The 20,557-nt window shown below is 61.8% G+C and carries 18 protein-coding genes; 15 read left to right on the top strand and 3 right to left on the bottom strand.

The genetic code is table 11. The features are described 5' to 3' along the window. Positions 1-146: 146 nt before the first annotated feature. Both GGD67_RS17685 and ligD read right to left on the bottom strand, forming a co-directional pair. On the bottom strand, positions 147-335 hold the full coding sequence (locus tag GGD67_RS17685; RefSeq protein ID WP_179734584.1) for a hypothetical protein: 189 nt from the start codon (positions 333-335) through the stop codon (positions 147-149). Then, positions 335-1,255, bottom strand: coding sequence for a non-homologous end-joining DNA ligase (gene ligD, locus GGD67_RS17680; RefSeq protein ID WP_179734582.1), 921 nt, complete (start codon positions 1,253-1,255; stop codon positions 335-337). The genes GGD67_RS17685 and ligD overlap by 1 nt, the downstream gene beginning before the upstream one ends. 105 nt (positions 1,256-1,360) lie before the next feature. On the opposite strand from ligD, the gene GGD67_RS17675 reads away from it, so the two are divergent. Further along, positions 1,361-1,549: a DUF3606 domain-containing protein gene (locus tag GGD67_RS17675; RefSeq protein ID WP_179734580.1), complete on the top strand. Its 189-nt coding sequence runs from the start codon at positions 1,361-1,363 to the stop codon at positions 1,547-1,549. Between the two features lie 31 nt (positions 1,550-1,580). On the opposite strand, the gene GGD67_RS17670 is transcribed toward GGD67_RS17675, so the two are convergent. Beyond that, positions 1,581-1,844 (bottom strand): hypothetical protein, encoded by a 264-nt coding sequence (locus GGD67_RS17670; protein ID WP_179734578.1) that lies wholly within the window; start codon positions 1,842-1,844, stop codon positions 1,581-1,583. A gap of 316 nt (positions 1,845-2,160) precedes the next feature. On the opposite strand from GGD67_RS17670, the gene GGD67_RS17665 reads away from it, so the two are divergent. From GGD67_RS17665 to GGD67_RS17605, 14 genes are all read left to right on the top strand, one after another. Further along, positions 2,161-3,201 (top strand): IS110 family transposase, encoded by a 1,041-nt coding sequence (locus GGD67_RS17665; RefSeq protein WP_179734576.1) that lies wholly within the window; start codon positions 2,161-2,163, stop codon positions 3,199-3,201. A gap of 1,270 nt (positions 3,202-4,471) precedes the next feature. Then, positions 4,472-5,419 carry an ArdC family protein gene (locus GGD67_RS17660; RefSeq protein WP_179734574.1) on the top strand — a complete coding sequence of 316 codons (948 nt, stop codon included), beginning with the start codon at positions 4,472-4,474 and terminating at the stop codon, positions 5,417-5,419. 128 nt (positions 5,420-5,547) lie between these two features. After that, complete coding sequence (locus GGD67_RS17655; protein WP_179734571.1) at positions 5,548-7,665, top strand: ParB/RepB/Spo0J family partition protein; 2,118 nt, start codon at positions 5,548-5,550, stop codon at positions 7,663-7,665. Positions 7,666-7,849: 184 nt separating this feature from the next. Next, complete coding sequence (locus GGD67_RS17650; RefSeq protein ID WP_179735066.1) at positions 7,850-12,172, top strand: strawberry notch-like NTP hydrolase domain-containing protein; 4,323 nt, start codon at positions 7,850-7,852, stop codon at positions 12,170-12,172. Then, positions 12,172-13,233, top strand: coding sequence for a toprim domain-containing protein (locus GGD67_RS17645; protein WP_179734569.1), 1,062 nt, complete (start codon positions 12,172-12,174; stop codon positions 13,231-13,233). The genes GGD67_RS17650 and GGD67_RS17645 overlap by 1 nt, the downstream gene beginning before the upstream one ends. Positions 13,234-13,606: 373 nt before the next feature. Next, a complete protein-coding gene (locus GGD67_RS17640) occupies positions 13,607-14,530 on the top strand; it encodes a DUF2493 domain-containing protein (RefSeq protein WP_179734567.1) in 924 nt (307 codons plus the stop codon). 144 nt (positions 14,531-14,674) lie between these two features. Next, entirely contained in the window at positions 14,675-15,205 is a 531-nt protein-coding gene (locus tag GGD67_RS17635) for a hypothetical protein (protein ID WP_246790825.1), read from the top strand. A 58-nt stretch (positions 15,206-15,263) separates the two neighbouring features. Continuing rightward, positions 15,264-15,557, top strand: coding sequence for a hypothetical protein (locus GGD67_RS17630; protein WP_179734565.1), 294 nt, complete (start codon positions 15,264-15,266; stop codon positions 15,555-15,557). 712 nt (positions 15,558-16,269) lie between these two features. Beyond that, on the top strand, positions 16,270-17,214 hold the full coding sequence (locus GGD67_RS17625; RefSeq protein WP_179734563.1) for an ImmA/IrrE family metallo-endopeptidase: 945 nt from the start codon (positions 16,270-16,272) through the stop codon (positions 17,212-17,214). A 665-nt stretch (positions 17,215-17,879) separates the two neighbouring features. Further along, positions 17,880-18,200: a DUF736 domain-containing protein gene (locus GGD67_RS17620; RefSeq protein WP_179734561.1), complete on the top strand. Its 321-nt coding sequence runs from the start codon at positions 17,880-17,882 to the stop codon at positions 18,198-18,200. Positions 18,201-18,914: 714 nt separating this feature from the next. Beyond that, positions 18,915-19,190: a DUF2285 domain-containing protein gene (locus tag GGD67_RS39400; RefSeq protein ID WP_183709894.1), complete on the top strand. Its 276-nt coding sequence runs from the start codon at positions 18,915-18,917 to the stop codon at positions 19,188-19,190. Positions 19,191-19,355: 165 nt separating this feature from the next. Next, positions 19,356-19,550, top strand: a complete 195-nt coding sequence (locus GGD67_RS17615) for a transcriptional regulator domain-containing protein (RefSeq protein WP_179734559.1) — start codon at positions 19,356-19,358, stop codon at positions 19,548-19,550. Between the two features lie 136 nt (positions 19,551-19,686). Next, positions 19,687-20,127: a DUF2285 domain-containing protein gene (locus GGD67_RS17610; protein ID WP_312013715.1), complete on the top strand. Its 441-nt coding sequence runs from the start codon at positions 19,687-19,689 to the stop codon at positions 20,125-20,127. Positions 20,128-20,259: 132 nt separating this feature from the next. Beyond that, complete coding sequence (locus tag GGD67_RS17605; RefSeq protein WP_179734557.1) at positions 20,260-20,541, top strand: AlpA family transcriptional regulator; 282 nt, start codon at positions 20,260-20,262, stop codon at positions 20,539-20,541. Positions 20,542-20,557: the final 16 nt, after the last annotated feature.

Here is a 20,557-nt window from a genome sequence, read left to right as displayed (position 1 = left end):
CGGGAGCGCGATTGGTCTCTCAGTCACCGGTGCCCGCGGGCAGTGTGCCTTTGCCGGGGATGACCAGATCATACTCCGTTTCGCGAATTCGGACACTGTCCAATTCAGGTCGGTCAATGTTGAATGGTGCGTCGCGCCGAGCGTGATCAGACTGAGCGATCGCTTGTAAACGGTCGGTCGGAAACCGCCCGTGCGACGGCCTTATTGACCTTTGCGCGGTCCCGCCTGTCGTCCGGAGGAAGCTCCATCACCGCTCGATGGAGCTCCGCAGGGATCGTCAGCGGACTATCGAGCGGCTTTTCCGCCAACTCCCAGAAGCGGTCAAAGGCATCCATTACAGATCCTCCCGAAGCCCCCTGGAAAAGGGATGGCGCACTTTCCCCTCGGCTGATTTCGCACGGTACTCTATCTCGGCCAGCAGCTTGGGCTCGACCCAGATCCCTTTGTGCGCAATCCGCTTTGCATAAGGCTGCGTCTTGCGGATCAGCGGCTTCAGACGCTTCTCAAGGTGGGCGGCTGATGCCTTGTCGAACCCATGGTCCACCTTCCCGGCATAGACCAGATCGTCGCCCTTGCGCCGGCCCACGTAGATGCCGTCCCACTTCGTGCCATCGAGTGCGAAACCGGCAACGGTCAGGGTCTCACGCTGCACGCACGTCTTCTTGACCCAGTCATTCGTGCGTCCCTTTGGATAGGGGCTGCCCCGTACCTTGGAGACGACACCTTCGAGGCCAAGCTTGCAGGCGTGCGCAAACATCTGGCGGCTGTCTATCTCGAAACTTTCGCTGAACTGGATGTCAGTGCCGCTTAGGATCTTCTTGAGTTCGGCTTTGCGCTGAACGAGGGGTAGCTTCCGGATGTCGCGGCCGTTCAGATAGAGCAGATCGAACGCTACGAGCACGATGCTCTTCGATTTGCCCTTGAGCTCGTTCTGCAGGACCGAGAAGTCGGTCGAGCCATCGGCGGCCGGCACCACGATCTCACCGTCCACCACCGCCGAGTTCGCCTTGATCCGCCAGGCGTCATGAGCGACCTTCTTGAAGCGATGCGTCCAATCGTGGCCGCGCCGGGTGAGGATCTTCGCTGTCTCGTTGGCCAGATGGACCTGAACACGGTAGCCGTCGAACTTGATTTCGTGAATCCACCGCTCTCCGGATGGCACCTTCTCGATTGAGGATGCCAGGGCCGGCTCGATGAAGCCGGGCAAGGGCGCCTTGACGCCGATAACCGCCGGCTTTTTACGCTGAAACGCCACTGAAGAACTCCACGCTACAGCCGATTCAAATTGGCACAGTTCGAATCGTTCCGGAACCGCCGAATCCTTGTTGCGTTGCCTCGATGCTACGAACAGGAGGTATCCATGGCGGCAGCGAAGAAGTCGAAAACGGCGCGCGCACGAAAGCAGGATCGGGCACGGGTGGCCGGCGGGCAAGACTACGAAGTGCAGTACGAGGCGAAGAAGACCGGAAAGTCGGCGCCGGCGGTGAAAAAGGCGGTCAAGAAGGTCGGCAATGCGCGCAAGCGCGTGGAGAAACGGTTAGGCCGCTGAGTCAGAGAGACGGGCCGGCGTCCGAGGGTGGCTAGTCAGAGGGGCATTCAGGGCAGGTATCACCGATCGAGTCCAGCACGTCGCGAACCGCGGCCTCCGCTTCTTGATGGGATACGTCTGCTGGCGGATCTCGACGGGCGATGTCGAAGGCCCGCTCTCGGGCTTGCGGATCGGCGCGGTCCTGCATCCAACCGTGCTCCTCGCACTCGCGGACGGCGCCCGCTTCGTTCAGCACGTTGATCGCCCAACCGCGCAGGGTGCGGATCGCCGGCCGTCTCTGCTTGGTCATCAGCATTGAAAGGTTCTCCCACGCTGAGACGAATCGTTTAGTCCGGCAGACGTTCCCCAGGACTGGGATTCGGGATCGTGGGATCTCGTGGTTTTTCGAAGGCCGAATTTTCCGCCCGGCCAGGTGCTAGGGTGGACAAGAACGAACTGAAGAAGCCGTTTTTCCGATACTTCAGACGTCCGAGCTCAGGTGGTCACTCCTTGTCCGTTTTGCGCGTGCGGCTGTCGCCGCACCGGGCTCTCGTGTTGGGGTGGACGGCCCCCTTCCGCCACACTGCGTAGCAACAAGAGGCCGTCGCTGACCTCAAACGAAGGAGCCGCCCGTGGAAACGATTGTTCGCATCGGTCTGGACACGTCGAAGAGTGTGTTTCAACTGCATGGCGTTGACGAGACGGAGCAGCCGGTTCTACGCCGTAAGTTGAGACGTGGGCAGGTTTTGGAGTTCTTCAGTCGTTTGCCGCCTGCACTTGTCGCGCTGGAGGCTTGCGGGGCATCGCACTATTGGGCGCGGGAACTGCAATCGCTCGGGCACGAGGTGGCGATGATGCCGCCGCAATATGTCAAACCGTACGTGCAGCGCGGGAAATCCGACGCTGCGGACGCCGAGGCAATTTGCGAGGCGGCAAGCCGGCCGAAACTGCGCAAGAACTTTGTGCCTATCAAGAGCCCCGAGCAGCAGGGCGCACAGATGCTCGCGCGTGTGCGCAACCAGTTCATAGGCAGGCGGACCCAACTTGCCAATTCGATCCGCGGCTACGCCGCTGAATTTGGCTTTACCGCGCCTAAGGGGCTTTCGCGGCTTCCGCAATTGCTGATCGATATCAAGGCCGATTCAACAGTCCCTGACTTGGCCAAGGAGTTGGTGGATGCCTTGGCGGCAGAACTGGCGCGCGTCGACGACGAGATCGCCAAGCTCGATAAGAAGCTCATGCAACTCCACCGGAGTAACGAGATGAGCCGACGGCTGGCGGCTATCCCGGGCGTTGGTCCGATCGGTGCGACGCTGCTTTCAATCAAGGTCGTGGATGCTCGCGGGTTCAAGTCGGCAAGAAATTTTGCTGCCTGGCTCGGCCTGACCCCAAAGAATCACTCGACGGCCGGCAAGAACAGGCTCGGCGTGATTACACGCGCCGGCGACGGCATGTTACGAACCGTTTTGGTGGCTGGCGCGACGGCCGTGATCGCAGATATGCGCCGCCGGGAAACTCGCTCCTGGCCCTGGCTGAAAGACATCATCGCACGCAAGCCGCCGAAGCTCGTGGCCATAGCGTTGGCAAACAAGCTGGCGCGGATTGCCTGGAAACTGATGGTCAGTGGTGAGCGGTACCGACCTGCAAGCAGCGTTATGCCGATGCCGATATAGCCTTTAACGAAAAACAGGGCTTGGTGCCAAACCGGCAGGTTTGACGCTGAGGGCGGAACTTGCAGGATAGGAAGAGGTGGTACGTTCGGCGCAAGTCGGTCAGTGAAATGCTCCGCTCGGTTTACCGGCAGAAAATGCCGCTCTCGTGTTTGGATCTCACTGTCCGCGAAGCCCATCTTGGCCGGTGGTCGCAAGACCCGAAAACAGGCCGGACATATGAGCGCAAGCGATCCGAGCATGCTGCCAGAGCCGTTCTTGCAAGTCGGGGGCCGTCCACATATGAACCGAGCCGCGCAGCGTCTCGGCCTTGCGGCTTCGATCCCTCGCGCGCGAGCGGATCACGCCCTCGCGGGGCAGAAACGCAAAACCAGACCTTTATGCAGCAGCCACCTGCACAAAGGTCCGGCCTTATCTTAGCTTGCCGCGATACCAAACGGCTGCAAAGGACGCTCCATATCCTTTGGGATGTCTCGCTTTTCATGCGGGTTGCGACCCGAAGGCGGCAATAGATCAGTAGCCGGTACGACTACTTCTTTTTCTTTGAAGTCTTCTTTGCCACCTTCTTGGTGGCTGCCTTCGCGGTCTTCTTTGCCTTCTTCGCTTTCTTGGCCATGTCGTCCTCTGTAAGATTTGGCTCTCAGTGAACATGCTCACGCCGTGCACAGACATGCGCACGAGTGAGACGTTATCACAAAAGCAAAATTGATACCAAGGCGACATGAATCCGCATTGAGTCGCTCGCCGGAGGCACTCGCCCTCGGGCCCGCCGTCATTGCATGCCGGCGTCGCTATCACTGCCCTTCGGGTCGGGTGCCTTCTTAACCGGTCTCGCGACTACACTCGGTCCCGGGTCCCGCCGCTACGCGTCGGCGCTATGCTGACCCTCCTGCGGGTGCCTCTTAGCCGGGTCTCGCGACCCTTAGTGGTCTCCGCTTCGCTCCGCCCACACGCTTCTCTTCTATATTATTGACGGGAGCCGCGCACCTCGCGCACAAAGCTTCCTGACCCTACACGCCACCACCTGGCCGCTCAGACGCCGTGGGCCCTCAGACGATAGGGGCGCGGCGTGATTCATAATCTTCGGCATCGAGCCGCAGGTCGTCCAAACTGGGCGGACACGTGGCCCTTTCGGTTCGAAGTCTACCGCGCGTGCAACTCTCTTCCGGCTGTGCGCCGTCATCGAGATTGAGAGTGAGAGTGTGGACCGGGTTCGTCGTGACGGGTCGAAGGTCGGGAGAGAGGCTTCCGGCGCCTGTCGCGGAGAACCGCGATGTCCAGACACACACGAGCTCGCGTTGGCGATGACCGGGCGAGCCTTTACACTGAAATCACCGATAAGATCATCGCAGAACTGGAGGCCGGCCGTATCCCTTGGGTGCAGCCATGGGGAACGGCGGCGATCAAGGCGCCGCTCGCCATGCCGCGCAATGCTTCGACGCTACGAGGTTATTCCGGAATAAACGTGCTGATTTTATGGGGTGCCGTTTTTGAGTGCGGCTTCTCCAGCCAGAGCTGGCTGACCTTTCGTCAGGCGCTCGGGCTCGGCGGCCATGTCAGGAAGGGAGAACGGGGTACGACCGTTGTCTACGCGGATCGCTTCATTCCCGAGGACGAGCGTCGCCGTACCGCAGAGACCGGGGAGGAGCCGGGCACGATTCCGTTTCTCAAGCGCTTTACCGTTTTCAACATAGAGCAGTGTGACGGCTTGCCCGAGGACGTCGCTGGCTCAGTCGTCCTGCTGCCACCGGATCAGATTGAACCGCAGGCGGAAGCGCTGATCGCCGCAACCGGCGCCGACTTCCGGATTGGCGGGGTGCGCGCTTACTACAATACGACCGGCGATTTTGTGCAGGTCCCGCCGCCAGCGGCGTACTTCGAGCCGATCAACTGGCATCGGACGGCGTTCCACGAATTGTCGCATTGGAGTGGAGCTGTTTCCCGGCTTGCTCGTGATCTTTCGGGCTCGTTCGGCTCCAAATCTTACGCGCGCGAGGAACTGGTCGCGGAGATGGCGGGTGCGTTCGTCTGCGCTTCGCTTGGCATCGCGCCGACCGTGCGCCACGCCGACTATATCGGCTCCTGGCTGGAGGTGCTGCGTGAGGACAACCGCGCCGTTGTACGGGCCGCCAGCGCGGCGTCGAAGGCCGCCGATTTCCTGCTCGGCTTTCAGCAACGGCCAATCGTCCCCTTCGACGAGGGCGACGAGGAGGCAGCGTAATTCGTCCGCCGGCTGTTTCGGCCTGCCATCGCGGCGGGGCTCAGAGAGTGAGAGGACGGGCGGTGCAGTTCGTGACGGGTTGGAGGTCGAGAGAGAGTCTTTCGGCCGCCCGTCGCGGAGAATCCGACATGGCTAGCGCCGTTCAGAAGATCAAACTCAGTCCATCCCGGGACATTCCCTTCAACAAGCTGGTCTTGAGCCAGTCCAACGTTCGCCGCATCAAGGCCGGCATCTCGATCGAGCAACTGGCCGAGAGTATTGCGCAGCGTACCTTGCTACAAAGTCTCAGCGTACGTGCCGTCGTCGACGCCGACGGTATGGAGACCGGCATGTTCGAGGTTCCTGCGGGCGGGCGGCGGTACCGCGCCCTTGAACTATTGGTGAAGCAGAAGCGTATGGCGAAGACCCAAGCGGTCCCCTGTGTGATCAGGGATGGTGGTATCGCTGAGGACGACTCGCTTGCGGAAAACGACGAGCGTATCGGCCTGCATCCACTCGATCAATTCCGCGCGTTCCAGATCCTCCGCGATGGCGGTATGAGCGAAGAGGAGATCGCCGCACGGCATTTCGTGGCGCCGACGATCGTCAAGCAGCGCCTGCGCCTGGCGTCGGTCTCGCCAAAGCTGCACGACGTCTATGCCGAAGACGGCATGACGCTCGAGCAGCTCATGGCGTTCTCGGTCACAGCCGATCACGCGCGCCAGGAGCAAGTCTGGGAGAACGTCGGCCGCTCCGGCTATGACGAGCCTTACCAGATCCGCCGGCTGCTCACTGAGAACACCGTGCGTGGGTCCGATCGCCGGGCGCAGTTTGTAGGCCTCGATACCTATCAGCAAACGGGTGGCGGAGTTCTGCGGAATTTGTTCGAGCACGACGACGGCGGCTGGCTTCAGGACGTCGTGTTGCTCGATCGCCTCGTAACCGAAAAGCTCAAAGCCGAAGCTGAGGCGATTGCGGCCGAAGGCTGGAAGTGGATCTCAGTCGCCGTAGAGTTCTCCTACGGTCACAGTCAAGGCCTACGAGAAATCGAAGGCAAACCTGTCTATCTCTCGTCTGAGGAGCAGGCCGCCATCGACGCCCTGAACGCCGAGCAAGCCAAGCTTGAAACCGACTATCAGGATGCCGACGAATTGCCCGATGAAGTCGATCAGCGTCTCGGCGAGATCGAGGCGGCACTGGCGGCATTCGAAGACCGGCCGATGCTTTACGAGCCGTCGGAGATCGCCCGAGCTGGTGTCTTCATCAGCATCGATTCCGAAGGACGGCTCGCCGTGGACCGGGGTTACGTCCGTCCGGAGGACGAGGTGCCGGAAACTGATCCTCATGTCGGACAGGACGCCGACGTGTCATCGACTGAAGGTCAGGAAGAGGGCCCCTCCGTCCAGCGTACGGTGATCGCGGTCGCGGGTCCTGTTCCTGATGCCGAAGAAGATGATGAGGACGCCACCAAACCTTTGCCGGATCGGCTCATCACCGAGCTGACAGCGCATCGTACGCTGGCATTGCGGGATGCGCTGGCAGAAAATCCTGCGGTCGCGTTCCAGGCGGTCCTGCATAACTTCGTGCTGACGGCCTTTTACCGGTTCGCGTCTTCCGGGAGCTGTCTTGAAATCGGCCTTCGCACGCCGAACTTTCCAGCCCAAGCTCCAGGGCTGAGGGAAAGCGTCTCCGCTAAGGCCGTCGAGGTGCGGCATGAGACCTGGAAGTCGCGACTGCCGAAGAGCGAGAGCGATCTCTGGGATGCACTGACGGCTCTTGATGGTGGTGCACAGGCATCATTGTTTGCCCACTGTGCATCATTTGCCGTCAACGCGGTCTATGAACCGGCCAATCGCTACAATCAGGGTCGCGTCTCCGCCCAAGGCGTTCGCACGCGTCTCGACCAGGCTGATGTGCTGGCGCGCGCGGTTGGGCTCGACATGGTGCAGGCCGGCTGGAGACCGACCGTCGACAACTATCTCGGACGGGTTACCAAGCCGCGTATTCTGGACGCGGTGCGGGAGGCCAAGGGCGAGTCGTCGGCGCAACTGATCGACCATCTGAAGAAGGCCGACATGGCCAAGGAGGCCGAGCGCCTGCTGGATGGCTCGGGCTGGTTGCCGGACCCGCTGCGTCTCGTCGATCCCGATGCGGCGCCACTGGGGCAGGACGGCGAAGCAGGCCCCCTGCCCGAATTCCTCGCCGACGAGGAGGATCCGGAGAACGCCGGCGACGATGATCCGCAACAGCTCGACGCGGCTGAGTGAAAGCACGGAGCGGGACAGCTTTGGCCGTCCCGCGGTTGCTTGGGGACCGGTGCGCAGCGCTGGTCCCCATTCTTATTGGGAACGGCTGAGAGTGAGAGTCGGGCCGGGAACGGTTTGAACCGTCGAGGTGAGAGGAGAGCGCCTGATGGTTCGACCCATTCCAGCTCTCCGAAAGAACCCTGCCATGACCGAATCTCTCGCCGGCGGCGCGGCCGCCGCGCCGCTCTCGATGCGTGCCGCTGCAAGTCTCACCTCCGCCGCCGTCAGGGCCGCGCGACAGCTTCTGACGGAGCTCGAGCGCGGCCGTCGCATCGATGCCGCTGTTCTGCGTAGCGCTGTGGAGTCTGCCTTCAGCGCCTCGGACACGGCTGGCGCCTGGAACTGGAAGACCGCCTATGACGTCTGCGAGGCGGCAACAGTTCTGTTCCTTCGCAAGTTCGGCCCGGCCATGCGGGCCAAGGCTGGCTCGACGGCAGCAATGCTGCCGATGCTCGCGAAGATCGCGAGCTGTCTGCCGACCAACACGCGGCGTTCCGAGGACAGCCAGGCGCTTCAGCAATTCTCGACGCCGATCCCGCTCGGGCTGGCGGCATGCGCCGCAGCCGGCATTACGCCGGCCGATCGTGTTCTCGAGCCATCGGCGGGCACCGGTTTCCTCGCCATCTTTGCCGAGCTCGCCGGCGGCGCCTTGGTGTTGAACGAGTTGGCCGAGCCCCGTGCGGCGTTGCTCGATCAACTGTTCGCAGGCGTTAAGGTCACGCGGTTCGATGCTGCGCAGATCGATGATCACCTCGACGCAAGTGTGATGCCGAGCGTCGTCCTGATGAACCCGCCGTTCTCGGCCCTGGCGAATGTCGATCGACGGATGGCGGATGCGGCCCTCCGGCACATCGCTTCGGCGCTCGCGCGTCTTTGCGATGGTGGGCGCCTCGTCGCCATCACTGGCGCAAGCTTCGCGCCCGATAACCCGGCATGGCGAGATGCCTTTGTGCGGCTCCAGGAACGCGGGCGATTGGTGTTTTCTGCGGCGATCGAGGGCGCCGTCTACGCCAAGCATGGCACTCAGACGGATACGAGGCTGCTTGTGATCGACAAGCTGGCCGCTGCCGATCCGACGGCTTTTCCTGCCTCGCCGGGCATGGCGGCCGACATCGCTACCTTGCTTGATTGGGTGGCCAAGCATGTGCCTACAAGGACGCCTGTCGCCACGCCATCGGAGATCGCCGCTATCCGGCCGTCGGCGATGCCACGATCGGTCGGCGCCGTTGCACCGCGCTCATCGTCCTTTTCAACAAGCGCAGCGCCAGAAAGCGCCGAACTTGCATACCAGACGCTCGAATGGTCGCCGCCGGAAGGCGCCCGGCTGACCGATGCGCTTTACGAGGAATATGGATTACAGTCGATTTGCATTCCCGGATCGTGCGCACATCCGACCAAGCTCGTGCAGTCCGCGGCGATGGCGTCCGTTGCGCCACCGAAGCCATCCTATCGTCCGCACCTGCCGGCCAACCTCGTGGCGGATAGCATCCTATCGGACGCCCAGCTTGAGAGCGTCATCTATGCCGGTGAGGCGCATTCTGAGTTTCTCGCAGGCTCTTGGACGGTCGACACGACCTTTGATGTTGTGGCCGCCGCGCGCGATGACGCGGAAAATGCCGTCCGCTTTCGCCGCGGCTGGTTCTTGGGCGATGGCACCGGCGCGGGCAAGGGGCGGCAGGTCGGCGGCATCCTGCTCGATAATTGGCTCAAGGGCCGCCGCCGTGCGGTCTGGATCAGCAAGTCCGACAAGCTGATCGAAGATGCGCAGCGCGACTGGTCCGCGTTAGGCATGGAGCGATTGCTTATTACGCCGCTGTCCCGGTTTCGCCAGGGTACCCCGATCCGGCTCTCGGAAGGCGTCCTTTTTACCACCTACGCTACGCTACGGACCGACGAGCGTGGCGAAAAGCTTTCGCGCGTCAGGCAGATCGTCGAATGGTTGGGCTCCGACTTCGACGGAGTGATCGTCTTCGACGAGAGCCACGCGATGCAGAATGCAGTCGGGGGCAAGGGAGAGCGCGGTGACCAGGCGGCCTCTCAGCAGGGGCGCGCTGGCCTGAGGCTTCAGCACGCTTTGCCGAATGCTCGCGTGGTTTACGTATCGGCGACCGGCGCCACCACGGTCCACAACCTCGCTTATGCCCAACGCCTCGGCCTTTGGGGCGGTGCCGATTTCCCGTTCGCCACTCGCGCGGAGTTCGTCGAAGCGATCGAGGAGGGTGGGGTCGCGGCCATGGAGGTGCTGGCGCGCGATCTCAAGGCGCTCGGTCTCTACGCCGCTCGATCGCTCTCTTACGAGGGCGTCGAGTACGATCTCGTTGAGCACCAGCTGACGCCGGAGCAGGTTCGCATCTACGACGCCTACGCCGGTGCGTTCAGCGTCATCCATAATAACCTGGACGCGGCGATGCGGGCAGCAAACATCACGGGCGAAACCGGAACGCTGAACGGGCAGGCCAAATCTGCGGCACGCTCCGCGTTCGAAAGCGCGAAGCAGCGCTTCTTCGGTCACCTCTTGACCTCGATGAAGACGCCGTCGCTGATCCGTTCGATCGAGAACGATCTTGAGGCTGGACACGCGGCGGTCATCCAGATCGTGTCGACGGGCGAAGCGCTGATGGAGCGTCGGCTCGCGGAGATCCCGACAGAAGAATGGGGCGACGTTCAGGTCGACATCACCCCGCGCGAGTATGTTCTCGACTACCTCGCCCATTCCTTCCCAGTCCAGCTCTACGAGCCCTTTACAGACTCAGAGGGCAACCTCTGCTCTCGGCCTGTCTATCGCGATGGACAGCCGGTCGAGAGCCGGGAAGCCGTCGCACGACGCGACCGCCTCATTGAGAAGCTTGCATCACTACCTCCGGTACCTGGGGCGCTGGATCAGGTCGTGCAGCGTTTTGGCACGGACATGGTCGCCGAGGTGACGGGCCGCTCGCGCCGCATCGTGCGCAAGGGTGACCGGCTGGTGGTCGAAAACCGAGCCGGATCGGCCAACCTCGCGGAGACCTCGGCCTTCATGGATGACGTCAAGCGGATCCTCGTGTTTTCCGACGCGGGCGGAACAGGGAGGAGCTACCATGCCGAACTGTCGGCTCGGAATCGCCGCCTGCGAGTCCATTACCTGCTCGAGCCCGGCTGGAAGGCCGACGCCGCAATCCAGGGTCTCGGCCGGACCAACCGGACCAACCAGGCGCAGCCGCCGCTGTTTCGTCCCATCGCGACCGATGTGAAGGCGGAAAAGCGTTTTCTCAGCACGATTGCTCGCCGGCTCGACACGCTGGGAGCCATTACGCGCGGCCAGCGCCAGACCGGAGGGCAGGGCCTGTTCCGGCCCGAGGACAACCTCGAAAGCCAGTTCGGACGTGATGCGTTGCGTCAGCTCTACACGCTGCTTGCGCGAGGCAAGGTCGACGGCTGCTCGCTTGGGAAGTTCGAGGATGCAACCGGTCTGAAGCTCATGGATGCCAATGGGCTCAGGGATGACCTGCCGCCGATCACGACCTTTCTGAACAGGCTATTGGCGCTCACCATCGACCTACAGAATGTGCTGTTCACCGCCTTCGAGCAGCTCTTGACCGCTCGGATCGAAGGCGCGGTTGCGTCCGGCACCTACGACGTCGGGTTGGAAACACTCCGTGCCGAGAGCTTTGTCGTCACCGAGCGGCGGACGATCTATGACCATCCGGGGACCGGCGCCGAGACCCGGCTGCACACGGTCACACAGCGCCAGCGCAATCATCCGGTGAGTCTGGATGACGCTCTTGCTCGTCTTTCCGATCGTCAGGCCGTCCTGCTGGTCAATGAGCGCTCGGGACGAGCCGCCGTGCAGGTCCCCGCGGCGAGCGTCATGCTCGATGACGGCGAGATCGAGCGGCGCGTCCGTCTGATCCGGCCGATGGACCAGCACATGGTCCCCTTGACCACCATGGCCGAAAGTCATTGGGACGAAGCGGATCGTGAACGCTTTGCCTCGGCCTGGCTGGCGGAGCTTGCCGAGGTGCCCCAGTTCACAGAAAGCACGATCCACGTTGTGGCGGGCTTGCTGCTCCCCATCTGGAAGCGGCTGCCGAACGAATCGACCCGCGTCTATCGCCTTCAGACCGATGCGGGCGAGCGCATCATCGGCCGCAAGGTTTCTGCCGCGTGGGTCGCAAACGTCCTTGCGACCGACGCGCCTGCGCTGACACCGGGCGCTGCCTTTGCCGCACTGATGGTAGGACGGACCGTCCTCGAGCTCACAGAGGGGCTCCAGCTTCGCCGCGTTCGGGTGATGGGGGCCTACCGCATCGAGCTGTCGGGCTTCAACGACACGATGCGCGATCGCCTGCGGGCTTACGGTCTCTTCGGGGAGATCATCTCCTGGAAGTTGCGCATGTTCGTGCCAACGGATGCAAGCGGCGTCGAGATCCTGTCGAAGGTGCTCGACAGCTATCCGGTTGCGCGCATTAGTGATCGGGAGGCCGCGTGATGCCTCGCGATGCTTCCGAATTGGCACGCCGACTCGCGCGCGACGCCGAGGCGGTGTGCCGACACTATCTCTCCCACGGCAAGCGCGCGGGGCGATACTGGGTGGTCGGCGACGTCCACAACACGCCCGGCCGCTCGTTGTTTGTACGGCTCCAGGAATCGCCGAAGGGACCCGCTGGGAAATGGACCGACGCCGCGACCGGAGAACATGGCGATCTCCTCGACATCATCCGCGAAAGTCTCGCCTTGCGAGACTTTCGCGAGGTTGCCGATGAGGCGAGGCGATTTCTGAAGCTACCTCGTTCAGAGCAGCAGCTGGCGCCGAAACCCATTCGTTCAGTCGCGCCGGCCGGATCGCAGGAGGCCGCTCGTCGGCTCTTTGCGGTATCCAGCCCGATTGAAGGGACATTAGCCGAGGCGTACTTGCAGCGTCGCGGAATTACTCGCATCCACCACGGTGGCAGCTTGCGCTTCCACCCGCGTTGCTACTATCGGCCGGACGAGCATTTGCCGACCGAAACATGGCCAGCGATGATAGCCTCTGTCACGGACCTCGAGGGGCGGATGACCGGTGTGCACCGCACCTGGCTAGATCCACACGTTTTTGATCGCGTGCGGCTCGGCAAGGCCCCGATCGACACGCCACGACGGGCCATGGGCGACCTGCTTGGTAACGCCGTTCCCTTCGGCGTGGTGGACCACGTGCTCGCTGCGGGCGAGGGGATCGAGACCATGCTGTCGCTGCGTAATGTACTGCCGACCTTGCCCATGACCGCTGCTCTCTCGGCCAATCACCTCTCAGCCATGTTGCTGCCGTCTGGCTTACGCCGACTCTATATCGCCCGTGACGCAGATGCCGCCGGAGATGCCGTACACGCTATTCTCACCCAGCGCGCAGAAGCCGCCGGCATTGAAGCGATCGCATTGTCGCCCCGGCTGGGCGACTTCAACGAAGATCTGCACATCTTCGGCCTCGAGGCCCTCCGAGCGGCGTTGCTACTTCAACTCGTACCGGAGGACGTCGTCCGTTTCCTGCATTCGTCGATGGCAACCGCGGAGTAGCCCCGGCATTTCGATGGGCGTCGACAGGTCGGTCGCGGTGCGGCCACTGCCGGAAGAGGACGCGATACCACGGCCTTCTAGAGGGCGATCGGACGGCACGCGGCTCGGGCCGGCAATGGCTGCGTCCGGCTATTTTCCGCCGCGCGCCGGCGACGAGAAGACACATTAGCCATCTGGCGAGCGCGCTTTGCATCGCGAAGCAAAATAGCCGGCCTTCGCCATCCTCCGCTGCGCTTCGGCCCTCCGCTTCCGCCTACGCCCTGCGGGCTTCGGCGGACAAGCCGCTCCGGGTTCTGGCCCGTTCCGCCTGCCGTCTGAGTGATCGCCACGAAGGCCGCGATGGTCGCGGCCGATCCGGCAAAGGATCGCCTCCATGACCGACCACGATGACATCGAACTGCCGCACGCCGCATCTGCGACCGAACACGTTCTCACCGAATTGCAGCTCTTCGGTTACCGCCCGTTCGACGATCAGCCTGATCCACGGCCGCTCCCCGAGGGCAGGATCATCGCCGGCGCCGTCGCCGATATATTCGATGCCCTGGTCGCGACGTTGAGCGACACCCGGCTGGAACCAGACCTCGACGATCTGCTCTGGTCGACCGTCAACCTGTTCCACCGAGCCGTCGACCGCATCGGACGCCAGCTCGACGACAACGAACAGGCGCAGCGGAAGAGCCAGCGCGAGCAGGACGGCTCCGAGGTGCGATCGGTCGAACTCGAGCGTCTAACGGCCGAAGGTGTCACGCTGATCGAGCGCCGCAACTGCCTGGAACTCTTCCGCGATCAGGCCATCGAGCGCTTCGAGACTCACACCGGCTCATTCTGGCGCCCCCGATCGGGATCCCTGGTGAACCACCGTACGCTGACCGCGGCGATGATCGACTCGCGCGATTTTATCGCGGCCAAGCGTCGCACTGAGACCGAGGTCATGTTGCCGGCGGGCCGGAAGATCGCGCTCACCGGAGGGCTCGACTTCAACGACCACCACCTCATCTGGGATCGTCTCGACAAGGTTCATGCTAAGCATCCCGACATGGTCCTGCTCCATGGCGGCTCCCCGAAGGGTGCCGAACTGATCGCATCGAAATGGGCGACCAACCGCAAGGTGCCTCAGATCGCCTTCAGGCCTGATTGGACGAAACATGCCAAGGCAGCACCTTTCAAGCGCAACGACGCCATGCTTGAACTCTTGCCGATCGGCGTCATGCACTTCCCGGGCACTGGAATCCAGGACAACCTCGCCGACAAGGCGAAGCGGCTCGGCATCCCAGTCTGGAGGTTCGGCGGCGCGTGAGCGTCGCCTTCTCGACTGAAGTCTTCGAGGCGAAATGCTCACGCCGCAACTCCGCCTCGTTTCGGTCTCATATCCAGAGTTGCGCCGTGGTGGTGGTGGTGGAAGGCGCGCGACCAGTACATCTATGCACATGGAGCCACCACCATGCTCGCTATTGGGTTTGTTCTCAATACACTGGGCATCGGCCTATGGGCGATTTTCGCGCTCGCAGTGTATGCCCTGCCGTTTTTCGTCGCACTGAGTATCGGGATGACGGCGTTTCAGGGCGGTGCCGGCCTCATCGGCGCGCTGCTTCTTGGAACGGCCGGCGGTGCACTGACGCTTGTCCTCGGCCAGATCGCCTTTGCCGTTACTCGGTCCTTGACCTTGCGCATCGCAATCGCGACAGCATTCGCTGTTCCCGCCGCCGTCGCGGGCTATCATATCCTGTTCGCCGTGTCCCATATCGGGGTGCCTTCGCTGGCCTGGCGCGAGGTCTTCGCTTGCCTCGGCGCAGCTTGCATTGGCGTTACGTCATGGACGCGCTTGATGGCTTTGGCGGAGACCCGCCCGTTCGAGCCGGGTAGGGTAGGTTGTGCACAGGAGTCTCCGGATCACTTTGAAGTTGTGGCGTTTTCGGCGTGTATTCGGAAAGTGGGGCGCTACTTGGGAACTGTAGTTCGTGATCATTTGTGATTATCACGGTACGTCACGAGGCATCAGCTCAGCGAATCCAGCTTCATCGGAGCTGTAAGTGAACATCTGCCATGTTGGGCACGGCGGAGTGGTCTTTGATGAAGCTAATCACAGCATCTGGGGGCTTGCGGTTCTCAAACCCGCCGGTGTGTTTAAGGAAGAGCGAGGCTGCTTCGACGAAATCGCCTCGCAGATCGGTAGCCTTACAGCATTCAGCGTACCGCAGTGTTTCGGAGCCGCAACCGCAAAGCTCGTCGTCCTGGCACTCCCGCTGGCGGTAGTAAGCGTCGGCGCGTGGGTCTGCACCAACGATTCCGTATTGCTTTCCCGGCCATCGGCCGCACATTTCTAAATGGAGGTGCCGGAGAGCCCAAACCGTATAGAGATCGAAGAGAGTCCTAAGATCGCCACCCTCTATCCATACTCCGTCGTTGGGCGAGAATGCACAGATTGAGCCGTCCCAGAAGTTGGTGTGACGCGGGCCGATCCAGCGCGTCGGCTCCGCCGCGTCGGTCCAGAACCCCCAGGCTCGAGGCAATAACCCCGATCGGTAGGGAAGAGCTAAGAGAAATGTGGCTTTCCGCTGCAAGCCGGGGATCACCGAGCTCTTGGCGAGAAGCCACATTCCGTTGTCGTCTGCGAAAGACTGAAGAGTGGGGTACGCCTCTGCAAGGCGGATCACCTGACCTTCGTAAGCGGCACGCAAGCCGTTGCCGATCCGTGGTGAGGAACCGGCCGCCCGTGGTCGACTGGCCGACCCTTGTCGTCGGGCGGTCCTTTTCCGTGATCGGGCTGAGGGTCCTCTCTCACTTTGTCGTTCATTACCGTTCTCCTGAGTTGTATTGACCGGCGGCGACTGCTCGTCGACCGCGATCAGGCCGTGGACGTGGACTAGTAGTGGCCGGTGCTGGTCCAATGCAGCTCCGAACTCATGCAACAAGGCCCGGACGTCCTTCCCCAGGGAGGCTTCACCCCGAATCGGAAATGTGCGAGTCTGTGTCACCCGCACAGCCTGCGCCCGAATCAATGGGCGTGTCAAGCCGTGCCATTCGCACAGAGGAAGCATGCCATCGTTCGAAGAAAAGCTGGTTCGAGCCATACGGCGGAAACGGGAAGCTGAAGGGCTGAGCATCCGGGCGCTCTCAACAGCCATCGGCGTCAGTTTTTCAACGCTCGCGAGAATCGAACGCGGGGAAGGACGGCCAGACAACAACTCCAAAATCCGGCTTATGGAGTGGCTAGGCCCCGATGCCGAAGACGCCGGACTCGGGTTCGATAAAGTCGCATTCGTACACTTCCGAGCGGGCAAGAACGTTCGCTCGTCAACTGTGCGCACGCTGTTGAAAGCAGCTGAATGCCTGCGCCAAACTCTAGCGACTGGCGCTCATTGGTCTGGTCATGAGGACGTCGATGATAACGCAAGTCCTCCAAGCGCGTCGCTGTCCAAAGAAGAGCTTGAGCAAGCGGCTGAAAAATTCAGAGCGGATCTGGGGCTTTCACAAGATGAGCCAATCGATAGCCTGCGCATCGAAGTGGATGGGGTACAAGTAGTCCCTGTTGGGAAGAGGAACTGTCTTGAAGCGCAAACCGTGAGACATTTACGGGGGATTGCCGGAGGCGAATGGTCTGCAATGACCATTCCTCTAGATGCCGACAATGAGAATTGGGTCGTGCTCTTGAATGACAGTCACAGGATCGAACGCCAACGCGTAACTCTACTGGAGGAGTACTGGCACATCCTTCTAGGCCACAAGCTCACAAAGATAGCTCGGGTAGCTGAAGCATACGGCAGAACGTATGACAAGACGGAGGAGCACGACGCCTATTATCTGGCTTCCGCAGTGCTGCTTCCGAGGGCGGCAGTTATCGATGCCGTGAGCAAGAAACGTTCTTCGAATGAGGTCGCAGAGCATTTCGGTACGTCGACAGAATTAGTAGAGTATCGAGTCAAGCGGCTCGGTCTTTGGCGTGAACACGTTGGTAAGCAGATCAAGTTGTCTCCTGACTAGCTAGAGCTTTTGGCTTTTGCGAATGAGTGCAACGCCGGGCAAGGACAAGCGTGATTTCCGGGAGGCGAGTGGGATGATTGTCGAGAACCTGTCCTACCGGTTCTTACGGCCGAATGCCCGAGGGGATGACCGCCTTCATCGTCGAACAGGTACGCGTAGATCGCGCGTTGAAGGAAGGCTGATCGTAACCTGAGCGCGAGCGCGGCAGTCCTCCTCGGAACTCCTCGATCAGGCGGCCGGCATTCGGTCTGGCCCACGCAGCTGCAGCGGAGCGATATTGCGCCCATCGGTTCTTGGGAGACGATGCCGCCCTTTGCAGGAGATTGTTTCTCTTTCTACGCTGAATCGTTCCGACCTCTTGTTCATCAAAACCGAGATAGCCACGCTTCTCCAGAGATTGTGGTTCAGCACGCGGACGCACGTGGCCTCGTTGATGGCTTGATCTGGCCGAAGACCGGCTTCGCCTCGATCGTCTGAGCCGCAACGCCGTTGATGCGACTTTCTTCCCCTGGGCTTCGCCCATTCCTCGCGAGACAAGAAAGTCGCCACAACGACGTCCTCCGCTGCGCTCCGGCCCGAGCGGGTGCGTCGCCGATCGTCCTCGGCCTTAGATCGCCATCGAGGCCGCGGTGGTCGCGGGCTCGAAACACAACAGGAGAAGTGACATGGCTAACATCGGTTCTTTCAAGAAGGTCGGCAATGATTTCCAGGGCGAGATCGTCACCCTGAGCCTGCAAGCCAAGGGCGTCCGCATCGTCGCCGAGACCAACCGGTCCAACGAAAACGCTCCCAGCCACCGCATCTACGTGGGCCGGGCCGAGATCGGGGCCGCCTGGTCGAAGCGTTCCGAGGAAGGCCGCGACTACCTCTCGCTCAAGCTCGACGACCCCTCGTTCAACGCGCCGATCTACGCGAACCTGTTCGATGACGAAAGCGGTGAGGGCTACACCCTCCTGTGGTCGCGACCGCGCAAGAACGGCGAGTAAGAGCGTCCCACCAAGCCCCGTCCGGTCCGCTGGGCGGGGCTTTCTAACTCTCCCTCGGCCGATGGATCGACCGTTGAACCATTGTTCTAAGTGCTTGCTACCGATCTGAGCGACATTTCGTTTGACGGCGTGCCCGGCGCGCCCTCTGGAGATCGCCTGTTCGAGACCTGATCGCCGCCACTCCAGCAAGCTGGATCGGCAGTCGTAACGCGTGTCCACATCGGGACTCCCGGGTCGCGAGCCCGGCTCGCGGAAGCTCAGGACCGAGCTTTGGACACCTTCTCCTCAAGCAGATCTGCCGGCCTGACCCCCAACGCTTGGGCAATCTGCCAGATTGTGAGCAGTGTCGCGTTTTGGAGCCCTCGCTCCATGCTGCTTACAAAGGCCCGTCGACGCCCATGCGTTCCGCTACGGCCTCTTGGCTCAAGCCAAGGGCCAGTCGAAATCGACGCGCGTTTGCTCCAAAGACCTTGCGAATGTCCATCCGCAGGATAGGAAGCAATCGCGTATTTTGGCGCTACGTGTTATAATACGCGGAGCTGGTTGTTTAGGGTCTCGGACGGAGCCTCAATTAAGGAAAATATGGGAAATGCAGCTTCTTGAACGCTCGCCCGAACAGGTGGCATTCCATATGCTACAGCAGGGAATTGTTCGAGCCGGCGAGGCTGGTGCCTCGCCATTTGATTTTGAATCTCGCGCCTATTGTCGTCTCTGATGTCGAAGCCGCCGCTGGATCCTGACGTCGCGGATGTCGCGCCGAACGAGCCGGCGCTGACGGTCTATGACGAACAGCATGTCGTCACATACATGCGTCTTCTGCAGGCTGAAAGTGAGGGGGCGGACTGGCGTGAAGTGGCTCGAGTGATCTTGCATATGGACCCAGAGCGAGAGCCGGATCGTGCGCGGCGCGCATATCAGAGTCATCTTGCGCGTGCCAAATGGGTGACGGAGCAAGGGCGCCGCCTCTTACGCGGCGCTGGTTCGAAATAGAAGAAAATCGCTGGCTGGCGACTTGCAGGCAGAACGATTTTCTTTTGCTGACCAGTGGTCATTCCTGTGCACCACGTGGTGCTAAACTAGGGGCTTCCTACAACTGCTTCGTTCATACCTATTGCACCGCAATCGTTGTTAGCTGCGTGCAATGGGGCGGAAGCAATGCCTGAATTTGACTGGCGGTCGCCGGATTCCTACAAGAGCCTACAAGACGCGGAAGTCACCGACATCGCTTGGGAATGTCTTCGTCGTAACGCCGACTATCGGCGTGAGTACGAGGTGATGATTGCCATCAATCAGAACGGCGAAGTGACTGACGAATTCAGGAGGAAATGGGGTATCTGCTTTCGCCCATGACCCGCAGAGGTCATTCGATGAGCAGACAATCTTTTGGGCGCCTGAGGTTCTAGCGGCGGTCATTCCGGTCAAGTTTGCCGGAGCTGCCGATCGCAATTCAGCGTCTCAACCGCTGCTTGACCTTGCAGCAGGCCAGGTGCGGCGCGCCGCCGACGGCTGGCACGCCGTGCTGCGCATCAGTTCGGCGGACCACCGTGTCTGGTCCAAGGACCCGCCGGTGCTTGGCGCTCCATATGCAGCCGAACTGCCGTTTGACGGCGATTTCGAAGCGCGCGCGTATGCAGCCCGGCGGCTGTGGCGTGTCATGAATGGACGCGCGTCCGGTCCAGCCCTTCACCAATTATCTAAGCAGCGGCGCGAGCGCCTGAGCGTCGCCATTCGTGCGCTCGATGCTCACAGCGCCGGCGGTAGCTATCGCACGATCGCCGAGGCGCTGTTCGGCAAAAAACGCATCCCCGATCGCGCCTGGAAGACGCATGATCTGCGCAATCGAACGATCCGCCTGGAGCAGGGCCGCCTCGCGTTGGTACGCGGAGGCTATCGCAAACTTCTGCGGCCCGGGCGCAAAGACCAGTAGCGCAGTCCCAAAGGGTGCCGAAAATCGCCCCCTCCATATTCGGCATCCCCCTCCGAGATCTTGCTTCTCCATGATGACCGCACACACGCCGGCCTAGCCAGGCGTAGTGCGCTGTCCTCCTGGAGTTCTCAAATGCCCGATCCGATGGCCGCTCTTCCCCCGCGCTTCCTGCGTACACCTGAGGCCGCGCGCTATCTTGGCCTGTCCGGTCGCACGCTGGAGAAGCACCGCACATACGGCACCGGACCCACCTATCGGAAGATCGGCGGACGTGTCGTCTATGCCCTCGATGACCTGAAAGCGTGGGCCGACCGCGGCGCCAAGACGTCAACGTCCGACCCCGGGAAGGGGACCGTGCTGCCGGCCAAAAAGCACCCGGTTCTGCGCCCGTATGCGGGCCAGGAACGTCGCTGATTGCCGCGCGAGAGCA

Origin of the sequence: Bradyrhizobium sp. IAR9 (assembly GCF_013408065.1) — a bacterium.
Taxonomy (GTDB): Bacteria; Pseudomonadota; Alphaproteobacteria; order Rhizobiales; family Xanthobacteraceae; genus Bradyrhizobium.
This window is presented reverse-complemented; position numbering and strand designations above follow the sequence as displayed.

Excerpts from the sequence above, each read along its gene's own strand:
- GGD67_RS17685 (WP_179734584.1), bottom strand. The coding sequence starts at position 335 with ATGGATGCCTTTGACCGCTTCTGGGAGTTGGCGGAAAAGCCGCTCGAT.
- GGD67_RS17675 (WP_179734580.1), top strand. The coding sequence starts at position 1,361 with ATGGCGGCAGCGAAGAAGTCGAAAACGGCGCGCGCACGAAAGCAGGAT.
- GGD67_RS17670 (WP_179734578.1), bottom strand. The coding sequence starts at position 1,844 with ATGCTGATGACCAAGCAGAGACGGCCGGCGATCCGCACCCTGCGCGGT.
- GGD67_RS17660 (WP_179734574.1), top strand. The coding sequence starts at position 4,472 with ATGTCCAGACACACACGAGCTCGCGTTGGCGATGACCGGGCGAGCCTT.
- GGD67_RS17655 (WP_179734571.1), top strand. The coding sequence starts at position 5,548 with ATGGCTAGCGCCGTTCAGAAGATCAAACTCAGTCCATCCCGGGACATT.
- GGD67_RS17650 (WP_179735066.1), top strand. The coding sequence starts at position 7,850 with ATGACCGAATCTCTCGCCGGCGGCGCGGCCGCCGCGCCGCTCTCGATG.
- GGD67_RS17645 (WP_179734569.1), top strand. The coding sequence starts at position 12,172 with ATGCCTCGCGATGCTTCCGAATTGGCACGCCGACTCGCGCGCGACGCC.
- GGD67_RS17640 (WP_179734567.1), top strand. The coding sequence starts at position 13,607 with ATGACCGACCACGATGACATCGAACTGCCGCACGCCGCATCTGCGACC.
- GGD67_RS17635 (WP_246790825.1), top strand. The coding sequence starts at position 14,675 with ATGCTCGCTATTGGGTTTGTTCTCAATACACTGGGCATCGGCCTATGG.
- GGD67_RS17625 (WP_179734563.1), top strand. The coding sequence starts at position 16,270 with ATGCCATCGTTCGAAGAAAAGCTGGTTCGAGCCATACGGCGGAAACGG.
- GGD67_RS17620 (WP_179734561.1), top strand. The coding sequence starts at position 17,880 with ATGGCTAACATCGGTTCTTTCAAGAAGGTCGGCAATGATTTCCAGGGC.
- GGD67_RS39400 (WP_183709894.1), top strand. The coding sequence starts at position 18,915 with ATGTCGAAGCCGCCGCTGGATCCTGACGTCGCGGATGTCGCGCCGAAC.
- GGD67_RS17615 (WP_179734559.1), top strand. The coding sequence starts at position 19,356 with ATGCCTGAATTTGACTGGCGGTCGCCGGATTCCTACAAGAGCCTACAA.
- GGD67_RS17605 (WP_179734557.1), top strand. The coding sequence starts at position 20,260 with ATGCCCGATCCGATGGCCGCTCTTCCCCCGCGCTTCCTGCGTACACCT.